Source organism: Desulfuromonas sp. CSMB_57 (assembly GCF_020194955.2).
Taxonomy (GTDB): Bacteria; Desulfobacterota; Desulfuromonadia; order Desulfuromonadales; family Syntrophotaleaceae; genus JAFCIY02.
Genome location: NZ_JAFCIY020000039.1, coordinates 22,698 through 35,308, shown reverse-complemented (window position 1 = coordinate 35,308; position 12,611 = coordinate 22,698). Strand labels below are relative to the sequence as shown.

The following is a 12,611-nucleotide window of genomic DNA, read 5'->3' as shown; positions in this document are numbered from 1 at the left end:
TCAGCGCCTCTCGCGACGATCCAGCAGATAGTTGCTGCCGGGAAGTAGTTTGAGATGTTCCTTCATCTTCGCACACTCGCGGCCGATGGCCTCGGCCGAGGGATTCCGCAGGTTCTGGGTACCGACGACGGCGATGGACATGGACAGCAGAGGGAACCGGCGCACCACCCCGTAGCGATCCTGACCTTCGAAACAGCCGGCCTTGCGATCCTGCTCTGAATAGAAGTCGGGCACCATGGCGTCGAACTCCCGAATAACAGCCTCGCAGAGAGCTTCGGCACGATCGGGCGTACTGAGAATCACGTAATCATCGCCGCCCACATGCCCGATCAGATCCGCCGGGTTGCCAAGGCGTTCGGTGACCTGCTGGATCATGGTGCCGACCTTGGAGATCACGTCGCTGCCGGCCTGATACCCGTAGCGGTCATTATAGGCTTTAAAATAGTCCAAATCTATATAGATGTGGGCGAAGGGCTGGTCGCCGGCAATGCGCTGTTCCAGTTCCCGTTCGATGACCAGGTTGCCGGGCAGGCGGGTCAGAGGGTTGGCATCCAGATTCAGACTCTGCAATTCCCGCAGTTTCATTCCCATTTCCGAAAAACTGCGCGCCAGCATGCCGAACTCGTCCTGCCCCTCCAAACCGACAGGATGTTCGAAACGACCTTCGGCCATGGCTCGGGTGGCTTGGGTCAAGCGCGCCATGGCCCGGTGAATCTTGAGAATGATCCCCCCTGCCACCAGGGCCGCCAGTCCGATGCCGGCAAAGGCCAGGGTCAAGGTAAGGCGATAAGCCCTGACGCTGGCGCTGTTGAAGGTCTGCATGGTCTGATCCAAAAAAGCTTCCTGCGCCGACCGGAAGCGCTGTAGAGCAGAGAAAAGTTGGTCGTTCAGAGGGGTCATGACCCGCTGTGAATGTCGATCCGCTTCCTCCCAGTTCAGCTCTTCCAGCAAAGCCCGGTTTTGGATACGAGCCGTCGCCACCGTAGAGAACAGTCTTTCCACCTCTGCCAGCCGTCCATCCGGCAGAAGCTCGGCGAGTTGCCGGTGCAGCAGGTTGTTGTCTTCATCGCGACGGTCGATCAGGGGAAACATGGAGGGGTCCCGCAGGATCAGAACCTGCTTTTCCAGCCGTTCCAAATCAGCCAGACTGCTGGATAGTTCGCGCGTCAGAACCAAAGCCCTGAAATCCCGGCGCACCAATTCCTCGGATCGAACCCGCAGGTTGTCCAAGGCCATGAGGGCGAAAATGATCGCCGCCAAGCAGAATGCCACCACCAGCAGGAAACCGGCGGCTATCTTTCGGGTGACGGTCAAACGAATCAAAGGCATGGCCATCCTTGTGTCAAATGTTTTGCTCCTGTTTTAAAAAATAAAAAAATAATTAAAGATTACTTGGCCAAAATACATGCGGCCCCAGTTTCCGTCAAACAATTAAAATTAACAGCATCCGGGAAGTCGCCGTCTCCCTGTTCCGCAACCAGCCCAGCTCCTCTCCCCGGCCAAACCGGTCCACAAAACCAGCCGTCCAGGATAAGCATTGCATCTACTGTACCTTGCCGCACCCTATTTTTCTGATAGCATCAATTCTATAACAATTCTTTTCGTGCCGTCTTTTTAAACGTACTCCCTTGGTATGGGAACCCCACCGTTACCCATGGCAGACCCCACCCTGAAAGGAGGAAACAAGCATGCCTGAGTTCGCAAATCCCTTTGCCGGCCTGGCCGCCGATCGCAAAGTCACCCATGACGAGTTGATCCGCGCCATCCGCTACATGGTTGCCGCCGAGTACGAGGCCGTCCAATTGTACATGCAACTGGCCGAGTCCACGGACAACCAACTCGCCCAGGCGGTCCTCAGGGACATCGCCGATGAGGAAATCGTCCACGCGGGTGAATTCCTCAAACTGCTCAAGGAACTGGCTCCCGGCGAAGCCGGCCTATACGCCAAGGGCGAAGAGGAAGTTATTGAGCTTATGGAAACCCTGGGTGCTGCCAGGACCGAGGGCAACCCCATTCCCGCAGCGGCGGAAGCCCCCGCCGAGGCGGCACCGGCAACCGAAGACGATGTTCCGGCGGCCGGATTGCCGCCCAGCGCTCTCGGCAACCTTTACGGCAAAGAATAAACCCCTGCCCCATTTCCTCAAGGAGTGATCATGGACATTCTGGACAGAAGCTCTTCCCCGCTGACCGGCGAAGAATGGCATCGTATCGATGAAGCGGTGTTCTCCACGGCCCGCAACATGCTCGTCGGGCGTAAAATGATCGAAGTTCTCGGCCCTCTCGGGCCCGGCGTTTACGCGCTGCCTTATGCTGTTTTCGGCGGCAGCAAGCCGGCGGCCATCGACATGATCGGCGATCGGGTCGATTCCATCGTCGCCGCGGAACGCCGCGAGACCATCAACCTTCCCATGATCTTCAAGGACTTCAAAATTTTCTGGCGGGATGTCGAAGCCGATCGGCATCTCGGTATTCCTCTTGATGTCAGCGTCGCCGCCGTGGCCGCCGCCGATGTCGTGGGCCAGGAAGACGACCTGATTTTCAACGGCAACGCCGACCTCGGCTACAAGGGTCTGCTGACGGCGGAAGGCCGGACCAAGATCAAAAAGGGCGACTGGACCCAGGGCGGCGGCCCCTTGGCCGATACCGTCAAAGCCGTCAATGCCCTCAACTCGGCGGGCCACTGCGGCCCCTATTCCATGGCCCTGAGCCCCTTCCTTTACGGGCAGATGGTGCGAGTGTACGGAAGCACCGGCATGTTGGAACTGGATCAGGTCAAGGCCCTCTTGCGTGGCAATGTCTATCCCTGCAGTGCCATCCAGGGCAACAAGGCGGTGGTCATCGCCAGCGGCATTCAGAACCTGAACCTGGCCATCGGCCAGGACCTGGTTACCGGCTACACCGCCGCCGAAAACATGAACCACATTTTCCGGGTCTTCGAAACCATCTCCCTGCTCATCCGGCGCGTCGACGCCATCTGCACCATCGAGTAATTGCCCGCCTGCGCAGGGGCCGGCACGACGACCGGCCCCGGCCTTTTCTTCTTGCCCACTTCTGTAGTAAAATAATCAAGTAAAAGGGCGATGGCGGGCACCAGCGAGCCATGGCGCCTTTTGCACAACCGAGCCGGAGCCTGGCGGATTTTCCTTAGCCGCTGAAGTTGATGGGCCAGAGAATCCGCCACTCCCTGCAAGGAGGTGGCGACATGAGATACATGGCACATTTCAGCTTCGATGAGGACCAACACAAAAAGCACGGCTACTTCACCATGCTGCTTTCCGCCGGCAATACCGAAGAAGCGGTGCGGATGATGCGCGACAAAATCATGGCGCTCCATGATGGTACTCATGCCTTTGATGATGTGGATGAAATCTATCTCGACGACATCATCGAAATCCGCAATTTCCCTGAAAGACCGGTGCTGATGCGGTATGAATCCATGGACCTGGAAGACCAGAGCACCATGTCCGCAAACCCCATCGACGCAGAGGGGTTGCAGGTGTTCCACTGGTGGCCCAAAGGGCAGGAGGAGGAAGCCAAAAAGGAAAAATACAACATGGAACCCTTTGTGCGCTGGCACTGAGCAGGGCAAAGGGACAGTCGAAAAGCGGGGCCGCAACGCATTGTTGCGGCCCCCTTTTTTTGGGGAGCATCGTTTCGTCAGCCCAGTACCGGACCTCGCCCGGACACACCCGCCGCGGATGAAAAAAGATCTTGTTGACTTTGATTTTTAATTTCTGTATCAAATCAATCAACTTTTTTACTCGCCGCCTCGAAACTGCGTTGCTCGGCGGGCCCGTTTCCGTACCGCCCGCCTCGGAAAAAGGAGAGTCATCCATGCTGTGGGAATTTTTCATCAAAGGGGGACCGCTCATGTATCCCCTGTTAGCCTGCTCCATCCTGACCGTCGTGTTCGGCATCGAACGCGGCTGGCATTACCTGCGCGCCGCTCGCGATGGCGGTGCGCCGGAAAAAATCCATACTCTCATCGAGGAGCGCAAAATCGACCAGGCCCTGTCCTTGGCTACCGCGGCTCCCGGCCCGGTGGCAGCAGTCCTGGCGGAAGGCTTGCGCCACAACGGGAACAGCCGAGATCTTTTGGAAGAGGTCATCTGTCTGCGCGGCGCAGCCGAATTGAAGCGCCTCAACCAGAACCTTCACGTTCTGGACCTTATCGGCCGCATGGCGCCGTTGATGGGCCTGCTCGGTACGGTGCTGGGCATGGTGGCCGCCTTTCGTCAGGTCGCCGGGGCCCGCGGCGCGGTTGATCCTTCCTTGCTGGCAGGCGGCATCTGGGAAGCCCTCATCACCACCGTGGCGGGTCTATGCGTCGCCATCCCCGCCATGATCCTGCACCACTTTTTCGAGGATCGGGTGCGTTCCTTCGCCTATTTCATGAAGCATTACGGCACGGAAGCAGCCAAGCACCTGGGAGCCAAGGCATGATCGATTTCGGCGAACATGTTGCGGAACGCAAATCCCTGGATCTGACCCCCATGCTCGACGTGGTCTTTCTGTTGTTGATTTTCTTTCTGTTGACCTCGATCTTCGCCCGCCCCCTGCTGCCCCTGGACTTGCCGGAAGCGGCCAGCGGCCAGGTTCTGCAGGAGCCCGAAATCAGTCTCAGCATCCAGCGCGACGGCACCCTCGATCTCAACGGCGACAGGGTGATTCGCGAAGAACTTGCGGAAAAGCTGGCCGTCCTGTTGTCGGCCCGAACCCGGGAGCGGGATGTCAGCCTGCGTTCCGACCGGGGGGTACCTTTTGGTCAGGTGGTTGAAATCATGGATCTGGCGAAGCAGGCCGGCGCTGAAAATATTTCCGTGGTCACCGATCAGAAACCATGAAGACCTTGACCATCCATCAAGTTGCCGTGGCGGTGGCGATACTGCTCCATGGGGCGCTGCTGAGCCTCCGGATGTCGACCTCCGACCCGTTGGTCGCGCCGGAGCCTCTGCAGGCCATCAAGGTACGCCTGCAGGACGCGCAGCCCTTGATGCCGGCGGCGTCGACAGAGCCAATGCCATCGCCCCCTCCTCCGCCGCAGGCCAGGCCGCAACCTCGGGAGAAACCGGCACCCACAGCCAAACCGGAGCCGCGGCCGGAGCAAAAACCGGCGCGGAAACCGGAACCCCTGCCGGAACCGAAGACGGAAACCAGGATGGAATCCCCGACCGCACCACAGCTGCCGACGGTTGCCGATGCTGCCATCGTGGACCCTGCGCCGCTTCCGGAATCGAAGGCGGTGTCGAGACCGCAGGAGGCACCTTCCCGGGCCGTCAGTCCCGACTGGCAGGCCAGTTACCTTGCCACCCTTTCGGGGCGCCTCGAACGGCACAAAAACTACCCCATCGCCGCTCGCCGCCTGGGCCTGGAGGGAGAGGCCCTGGTGCAACTGCGACTGGACGACACCGGACGAGCCATCTCGGTACGGATTGTTCGCAGTACCGGTCACCGCATGCTGGACGACGCGATCCTGCGCATGGTGGCCGAGGCCCAACCCTTGCCGGCACCGCGCATCCCGCGCGGGGAAATCTTCGAATGCGTGGTCCCGGTGCGTTTCAGCCTGCAGCGTTGAACCAAAGAGAAGTTTTGTCCGGCGCATTATGCAACTGGAATCGGTTTTCGAGGACGGACCAGAGGGGTGCCGGAATCTCGCCCCGGCCTAGCAATTATTCAGCAGCCCGTCACATAAGCGCCCCTGAAGGGGCATCTGTCATAGGATATTTTTTTGAGGAGAAGTTGAAAATGAATTTCAATCGCAGAACTGCAACCTTGCTGATTTGGCTTCTGGCCACCGCCCAGCCAGGCCTGGCGGCCCCATCGGAAGTCGCCCCGGAAGTGCATGTCGATGCCGCTGCGGTCACCGGCGAAGAGCGCCTCATCGCCAGCCAGCCGCAAACCGCCGTCAACCGCGAGCAGATCGACAACCTGCCGAGTCTGCGCGTCGGCGATGTGCTCAAGCGCATGCCAGGCATCACCACCGGCGGCGCCATCGGTGAGGATAAGGATATTCGCCTGCGGGGCCTCGACAAGGAGTTCACCCGCATCCGTGTCGACGGCTTCATGCTGCCTGACGCCGGGGAAAAGCGGGAGTTCCAGGTCGACCGCCTGCCTTCCTTCATGGTCGAGGAAATCCGCCTGATTCGCAACCCGACGGCAGAATATGAAAGCGACGGTCTTGCCGGGCAGATTGACATCGTCAGCCGTCCCATCCCGCACAAATTCAAGCTCGAGGGTCGTCTTGGCTACGGTGGCAGCGACGCCATCGACGGCGATATGCTTCACGGCGCGCTGTCCTTCGGCATGCGCCCCCTGCAGCATTTCGGTTTCCTGGCCAGCACCGATGCCCTGCACGATGCCGTGTCCCGAGAACGTGAAAAAATGTTCACCAACGGCAAAATGGAAACGGAAACGGAACATCGCGACAAGGATTTTGTCAGCGCAAGGCTCGATCTCGGCCTGTTCTACGACCGCGGAGAGGTCCGCCTCAAACCCTTGATCCATGATGTTGACGAGAAGAAAAGCAAAGTGAAGTTCAATCTCGAACCGGGCAAGAAGGGCAAGCGCGAGGAGGAAACCGAACACAAGGAGCAGCAGACCGCCGGCCTGGAGTTGAGCCACAAGCACAACTTCGCTTCCGGTATCATTCTGGAGAGTCGCGCCGGCTATCACCAGACTCGGGAGGAAAAAGAAAAACGCAAGCCGTCCTTCGAAGAAACGGCCGTCGGCTCGAACCTCTACGTCCTGAAGAAAACCGATCTCGAGGAGGAGGAGAAAAAGGATCGCACCCTGAGTTTCGCCACCAAGGCCGTGATTCCCTTTCATCTCGGCCTGGCGCAGGAAGCCCGTGTGGGCGCCTCGGCCCGCTTGCGGGAACGCTACCGCGACAAAACCAAACTGGAGCAGAATCCGGCCGGCAGCATGTCGGACAAGACCGGCCCCAAGGACAACTACAGCCTCGACGAGGACTACTACGCCCTGTTCGCGCAAAATGAAGTCTGGCTGACCGAGCGGTTCAGCGTTCTGCCCGGCCTGCGCCTGGAGCATGTGCGCCTGGATGCCCGCGACGGCGGCGATTTCAGCCTGGGAAGTTCACGCACCGACCTTAACCCCTCGCTCCACCTGCTCTATACCCTGCGCAAGGATTTGACCCTGCGGGGGGCGGTCTCACGCGCCGTCAACCGCCCCAAGTTCGATGAACTGGCCCCTTACGAGGAGGAAAAGGGCGATCGTCTGGTGCGCGGCAATCCCGACCTCAACCCCGCCATCGCCTGGAAATACGACATCGGCGCCGATTTCGCCCGGCGTGACCTGCTGCTGGGCATCAACTTCTTCTACCTGGATATCCAAGGCGTGCTGGAAGAGGTAGGCACCGGCGTCGAAGTGGGCGGCAAGGAGGTTTATGCGGTACGCAACGTCGGCAACGGCTGGAACGCCGGCATCGAACTCGAACAGCGCATCGGCTTCGGCTGGACCGGCAACCCCCTGCTGGCCGGCCTGGTGCTGTGGAGCAACCAGACCCTGCTCGACTCGGAACTGAAAACGGCGGCCGGCAGCAAACAGCCCTTCAAGGATCAGCCGGACTATATCGTCAACGTGGGGATCGATTATACCTACCAACCATGGGGCACCACCTTGAGTACCGCCTGGAATTACGTAGCCAAAACCACGGAGAACAAAGCCGACGGCACCCGTAAGATAAAGGCCGCCGACTCCTCCGTGGACATCGCCGTATATCAGAAGGTGAGCAAAAACGCCCGCCTGTTCCTTGAAGGGCGCAACATCACCAATCGCAGCAAGGTCGAACAGGAATATTTTATGGACGGCAGTTCCAGCCGGCGCGAAGAGAGCATCGGCCGCACCTGGCTGGCAGGTTTGGAAGTGAAACTCTAAGAGGACGGCAAGCGATGCGCACAGCCAAGGATAATCTGCACCTGCGGCTTTTTTCCCTTTCTCGAACCTGGCACATCTGGCTCGGATTGATCGCAGTACCACTGACGATTGTGCTGAGCCTGACCGGCATCTGGCTCAATCACCGCGATCTGTTCTCCCCGGGGGCGGCCAAACCCCCGTTGCAAGGCCTGCTAACTACGGACACAGCGGTCAAACAACTTCCCGTCACCCTGGAGCAGGCCTTGGGGATGGCCCGGCACGAATGGGGGGTTGTCCCCATCGAAAAAATCGAGGTGCTGGAAAGCCAGGGGAGGCTGGTCTACAAGATTATGCCCGGATCGGGCCGAGAGCTGTTTGTCGACGCCCACAGCGGCAGCTGGAAGAAAGTGGACGGCTATCGAATTCGGGAAGGTGCCGACGACCAAAAACCGAAACCACAGAGCATCAACTGGAACCGGTTGATGAAAGATCTGCATACCGGAAAACTCGCCGGCACCCCCGGCAAACTGGTGTATGACGCTGTGGCCCTGGCGCTTATCGTCCTGGCGGGTACCGGACTGTACCTGTGGGCGCTGCCGCGCTGGAAAAAACGGCGGCGTTCGCCGTAACCGAGGTTCGGTCCACCACATCCTCCAGAATCATGGCCATTCAGAAACGGGAAGGATTGCCTTCAGCATGCAATCCTTCCCGTATTTTTACCTGGGTCGGCTCATATTGTTTTGTGCGCCAGCCACTCCAGGGACAACTCCCGCATGCGCGGCTTGTGCAGTTTGCCGCTGCCGGTCTTGGGAAACTCTGCCACAATCCAGATTTGGGCCGGCACCTTGAAATGGGCCAGACCGCTCCGGCAGTGGGCCTTGAGTTCCTCTGCATCGGCCCGTTCCCCGCTTTTGAGCCGCACCCAGGCCATGATCTGTTCGCCGTAGAACTCGTCCGGCAGGCCGAACACCGCCACCTCGGCCACCTTGGGATGCTGGAGAAGCTGCTGTTCGATTTGCCAGGGGCAGATGTTTTCGCCGCCGCGAATGATGATTTCCTTGCGACGACCGGTGATGCGCAAATAGCCGTCGCCGTCCATGATGCCGAGATCCCCGGAGTGCAGCCAGCCGTCGGCATCGATGCCCAGAGCGGTCGCCTCCGGATCGCCGTAATAGCCCTTGGCCACATGGTAGCCGCGAAAACATACCTCCCCCACCGTTCCGACGGAGACGGTGACCCCGCTGTCCGGATCGATGAGCTTCACCTCCTGATGCGGCAGATTGCGGCCGACGGTTTCCAGGCGAACCTCCAGGGAATCCTCCGCCGCCGTCAGATGGGTCACGGGCGAGGCCTCGGTCATACCGTAGCCGATGAGAATTTCCGGGCAGGGCATCTCTTCCATGACCCGCCGCATCAAGATCGGCGGGCAGGGAGCGCCCGCCATGATGCCGGTGCGCAGGCTGGTCAAATCGAAATCGCCGCGCTGGGGGTGCTCCAGTTGGGCCAGGAACATGGTCGGCACCCCGTACAAGGCGGTACAGCCCTCCGCTTCGATGGCCCCCATGGTCGCCAGGGGGTCGAAATACTCCTCCGGCACCACCAGACAGGCCCCCACCGCCAGGCAGAGCAGGTTGGCCAGCACCATACCGAAGCAGTGATAAAAAGGTACCGGGGCGCACAGCCGGTCGGTTTCGGTGAAGGCCATGCGCCGCGCCGTGAACCAGGCATTGTTGAGGATGTTGTGGTGGGACAGCACCGCCGTCTTCGGGAAGCCCATGGAACCGGAGGTATACAGCAGGGCGATGGTGTCGTCCCGATCCAGAGCGGCGGTCGCGGCATCGAGTGCCGCGGGGGAGACGGCGGAACCGGCGGCCAGCACTTCCTGCCAGAGGGTCAGGCCCGGCAGCAGCCTGGGAGTCGTGGCAGGACTCCGCGGATCGAACAACACCACCTGGCGCAGAAAGGGGAAATCCGCATGCTTCAGGTTACGCTCCGGGTTCTGCAAAGGGGGCAGCACCTCTGCCAGCATGGCTAGGTAGTCGCTGCGGCGAAAGGCCGGCATGACGAACAGGCCGTGCACCTCGGAATGCTGGATGGCGTAGGCGATCTCCTGCCGGCGATAGCCGGGGTTGATGGCCACCAGGGCCACGCCGATGCGCGCCGTGGCCATCTGCAGCAACAGCCATTCGATGCTGTTCGTCGCCCAGACACCGATGCGCTCGCCGCGTTGGTAGCCCATGGCGAGCAGGCCCCGGGCCAGATCGTCCACCTCGGCGGCCAATTGCCGGTAGGTGAGGCGCCGCTGCTGGTGCCGGGACACGATCGCTTCCCGGGCGCCGCAGCGCCGGACAACTTCGGCAAAATGCTCGGGGATGGTCATCCCGGTCAACGGCTCCAGGCCGCCGCAGTGATAATAGCTGCCCACCTTTTCGCTCATAACCCCTCCCGGTGCATCGGCAAGGCCCTGCTCAGAAAATACTCCAACGGCGGGTGGACATGGCCTGACGCAGGGCCGCCAAGGCCATATGCGTCGCCGCGGCGCGCGGCAGCAATCCGTCCTTTTGCACCCGGCGCAGCATCTCTTCGGTGTTGGCGCGGATTTTTTCAGCAATCACCTCAAACACCTGGCCTTTCCAACTGCCGCGATATTCCATGGCCCCGCAGATCACCCCCCCGGCATTGGCAATGAAATCCGGCAGGGACAGAACGCCGCGCTGGTGCAGAATCTGCTCGGCTTCGGGGGTCAGGGCAATGTTCGCGCCCTGGGCGACCATCCGGGTGCGCAACCGGTCGACGTTGGCTTCAGTGATGACATCGGGTCGCGCCGCCGGTATCCAGACTTCGCATTCCAGGTCGATAACCGCATCCAACTCGAGTTTCCGGCCGCCGGAATAATCCAGCACGCTGCCGCCCTGCAGCTTCAATTGCGCCAACCCCTCGATATCCAAACCCTGGGGATCGTACAGGGTGCCACGGGAATCGGCCACACCGACCAGCACCGCTCCCAGCTGACCGAGAAAGCGGGCGGCATGCTGCCCCACGGCACCAAAGCCCTGCACCACCACCCGGGCCCCGGACAGGGCCAAACCGGCCGCCGGCGCAGCGGCTTCCACGGCGTGGCGCAGCCCCCACCCGGTGGCGCCGATCTGGTCGAGGGGGATACCGCCCAGAGCCTCGGGCAGTCCCACGGCCTGGCCGGTTTCGTCCTTGATCCAGGCCATGCAGGTCTCATCGGTACCCATGTCCGGGCCGAAAACGTAGTCATGGCAGTGGCGCAGAGCGCAGGCCATGGCCCGAATCAACCGCTCCTTGTCCGCCGCCGGCATCCTTGGATCGCCGTACAGCACCGACTTGCCGCCGCCGTGGGGCAGCCCCGCCGCAGCGTTTTTCAGGGTCATGGCCCGCGCCAGCCGAAAGCACTCGGCGGTGCTGACATCCGGTGCCATGCGCAAACCGCCGATGGCGGGGCCCATGGCCAGGTTGTCGACCACCAGCACCCCTTTCAGGCCGATGCGGGGTTCGTGGACATGCACGATTCGGGCGGGGCCGAGTTCGTCGGCAAAGGGAAATTCTTCCAGCAACGGGGGTTCCTCCTTCCGAGCAATAACCCAGGCAGAGTCTGGTCCGGCAGCCGCAGCGGGTATGACAAATCGCCGACGGCTATCGATCGCCCGTCTTGCAACAATTTGAACGTTGTTCAAATTGTTGCCGCTGGGCAGGAATTGTCAAACTGCAGAAGAATGACAACCTTCTGGATTGGTTCGCATTGGGCCAACACAACTACCAGGGACGCTCATTCCCCTGGTAATCGAAGAAACGTCCGCTGTCCTCCAGACGCAGGCCGGCCAGTACCCGGCGCAGGCCGGCGGCGCTGTCTGCGGGGGCGACCGGGGCGTTGGCACCCCCCATATCGGTCTTCACCCAGCCGGGATGGAACAGGACTGAAATGATGCCTTGCGCGCGCAGATCCACGGCCAGGCAGCGGCCGACCATGTGCACCGCGGCCTTGGCACTGCGGTAGATATAGTGCCCGCCGGAGGTGTTTTCGGCGAGGCTGCCCATGACGCTGCCCATGGTGGCGATGATGCGCTGCCGACTGCGGCCGACATGCGGAAGAAAAGCTTCGGCCACCTTCAGCGGCGCGATGGTGTTGACCCGGAAGGTCCGCAGCCAGTCTTCGACGTCCACCTTCCCCAAAGCCTGATGCTCGCCGCCGCCGACACCGGCGTTGTTGAACAGAATGTCGATGGCCTGGCCATCGAGTTCCCGCGCCAGCGCCTGGATAGCTTCGTTGTCGGTCACCTCCAGACCATGGATGCTGAGGCGACCCGAGGTCGCTGCATGCAATCGCTGCAAGGGCTCCGCGCGCTCCGGATGCCGGCAGCAGGCCAGTACCCGCCACCCGTCGGCGGCATATTGAGCTGCCAGTTCCAGGCCAATGCCGCGATTGGCCCCGGTAATCAGGATCGTATCCATATCGTTCATATCCCTCTCCTTCGCTCAGTTCGGACGAAAAGACCTTCGGATTCAATTATAGACAAGCCGCTTGCGATGAACCATCGCTCCCGAATGTTTTTCTCCATAACAACGCGGCCCATTGCCTGCTCGTACCACCTTCTTTCATTCCGAGGGTGAGCCATCCTCCGGACCTACGCCTCGAAAAATGCTCTTGAAAAAAAAGTGGCCGGGACGGTTGATCTTCCGAGACGCCGGGGGTATATTTAAAGCGTAGGTGCCGC

At 60.8% G+C, this 12,611-nt stretch carries 11 protein-coding genes and 1 pseudogene; 8 read left to right on the top strand and 4 right to left on the bottom strand.

The window, feature by feature from the left end:
- Complete coding sequence (locus JQN68_RS11880) at nt 1-1,329, bottom strand: GGDEF domain-containing protein (RefSeq protein WP_225072619.1); 1,329 nt, start codon at nt 1,327-1,329, stop codon at nt 1-3.
- Nucleotides 1,330-1,688: 359 nt separating this feature from the next.
- On the opposite strand from JQN68_RS11880, the pseudogene encB reads away from it, so the two are divergent.
- From encB to JQN68_RS11840, 8 genes and pseudogenes are all read left to right on the top strand, one after another.
- Nucleotides 1,689-1,988 (top strand): annotated as a pseudogene (gene encB / locus JQN68_RS11875) (encapsulin nanocompartment ferritin-likeEncB family encapsulin nanocompartment ferritin-like cargo protein cargo protein); the annotation flags it as partial.
- Nucleotides 1,989-2,153: 165 nt separating this feature from the next.
- Complete coding sequence (locus tag JQN68_RS11870; protein WP_225072617.1) at nt 2,154-2,990, top strand: family 1 encapsulin nanocompartment shell protein; 837 nt, start codon at nt 2,154-2,156, stop codon at nt 2,988-2,990.
- Nucleotides 2,991-3,202: 212 nt separating this feature from the next.
- The gene (locus tag JQN68_RS11865) at nt 3,203-3,580 is read left to right on the top strand and encodes a hypothetical protein (protein WP_225072616.1); all 378 of its coding nucleotides are present in this window, start codon (nt 3,203-3,205) and stop codon (nt 3,578-3,580) included.
- Between the two features lie 254 nt (nt 3,581-3,834).
- A complete protein-coding gene (locus JQN68_RS11860) occupies nt 3,835-4,443 on the top strand; it encodes a MotA/TolQ/ExbB proton channel family protein (protein WP_225073818.1) in 609 nt (202 codons plus the stop codon).
- Entirely contained in the window at nt 4,440-4,844 is a 405-nt protein-coding gene (locus JQN68_RS11855) for an ExbD/TolR family protein (RefSeq protein WP_225073819.1), read from the top strand. The genes JQN68_RS11860 and JQN68_RS11855 overlap by 4 nt, the downstream gene beginning before the upstream one ends.
- Nucleotides 4,841-5,575, top strand: coding sequence for an energy transducer TonB (locus tag JQN68_RS11850; RefSeq protein ID WP_225073820.1), 735 nt, complete (start codon nt 4,841-4,843; stop codon nt 5,573-5,575). Before JQN68_RS11855 ends, JQN68_RS11850 begins: the two co-directional genes overlap by 4 nt.
- Before the next feature lie 170 nt (nt 5,576-5,745).
- Nucleotides 5,746-7,893 carry a TonB-dependent receptor plug domain-containing protein gene (locus tag JQN68_RS11845; RefSeq protein ID WP_225073821.1) on the top strand — a complete coding sequence of 716 codons (2,148 nt, stop codon included), beginning with the start codon at nt 5,746-5,748 and terminating at the stop codon, nt 7,891-7,893.
- 14 nt (nt 7,894-7,907) lie between these two features.
- Nucleotides 7,908-8,501 (top strand): PepSY-associated TM helix domain-containing protein, encoded by a 594-nt coding sequence (locus JQN68_RS11840; RefSeq protein WP_249621207.1) that lies wholly within the window; start codon nt 7,908-7,910, stop codon nt 8,499-8,501.
- 101 nt (nt 8,502-8,602) lie between these two features.
- Here the strand turns inward: JQN68_RS11840 and JQN68_RS11835 are convergent, their stop codons facing one another.
- The 3 genes from JQN68_RS11835 to JQN68_RS11825 form a co-directional block, all read right to left on the bottom strand.
- Nucleotides 8,603-10,309, bottom strand: a complete 1,707-nt coding sequence (locus JQN68_RS11835) for a fatty acid CoA ligase family protein (protein WP_225073831.1) — start codon at nt 10,307-10,309, stop codon at nt 8,603-8,605.
- Nucleotides 10,310-10,340: 31 nt separating this feature from the next.
- Nucleotides 10,341-11,453, bottom strand: coding sequence for a Glu/Leu/Phe/Val family dehydrogenase (locus JQN68_RS11830; RefSeq protein ID WP_225073832.1), 1,113 nt, complete (start codon nt 11,451-11,453; stop codon nt 10,341-10,343).
- 199 nt (nt 11,454-11,652) lie between these two features.
- Nucleotides 11,653-12,357 carry an SDR family oxidoreductase gene (locus JQN68_RS11825; protein WP_249621206.1) on the bottom strand — a complete coding sequence of 235 codons (705 nt, stop codon included), beginning with the start codon at nt 12,355-12,357 and terminating at the stop codon, nt 11,653-11,655.
- Nucleotides 12,358-12,611 lie beyond the last annotated feature (254 nt).

Coding starts and splice junctions, on each gene's coding strand:
- JQN68_RS11880 (WP_225072619.1), bottom strand. CDS start 1,329: ATGCCTTTGATTCGTTTGACCGTCACCCGAAAGATAGCCGCCGGTTTC.
- JQN68_RS11870 (WP_225072617.1), top strand. CDS start 2,154: ATGGACATTCTGGACAGAAGCTCTTCCCCGCTGACCGGCGAAGAATGG.
- JQN68_RS11865 (WP_225072616.1), top strand. CDS start 3,203: ATGAGATACATGGCACATTTCAGCTTCGATGAGGACCAACACAAAAAG.
- JQN68_RS11860 (WP_225073818.1), top strand. CDS start 3,835: ATGCTGTGGGAATTTTTCATCAAAGGGGGACCGCTCATGTATCCCCTG.
- JQN68_RS11855 (WP_225073819.1), top strand. CDS start 4,440: ATGATCGATTTCGGCGAACATGTTGCGGAACGCAAATCCCTGGATCTG.
- JQN68_RS11850 (WP_225073820.1), top strand. CDS start 4,841: ATGAAGACCTTGACCATCCATCAAGTTGCCGTGGCGGTGGCGATACTG.
- JQN68_RS11845 (WP_225073821.1), top strand. CDS start 5,746: ATGAATTTCAATCGCAGAACTGCAACCTTGCTGATTTGGCTTCTGGCC.
- JQN68_RS11840 (WP_249621207.1), top strand. CDS start 7,908: ATGCGCACAGCCAAGGATAATCTGCACCTGCGGCTTTTTTCCCTTTCT.
- JQN68_RS11835 (WP_225073831.1), bottom strand. CDS start 10,309: ATGAGCGAAAAGGTGGGCAGCTATTATCACTGCGGCGGCCTGGAGCCG.
- JQN68_RS11825 (WP_249621206.1), bottom strand. CDS start 12,357: ATGAACGATATGGATACGATCCTGATTACCGGGGCCAATCGCGGCATT.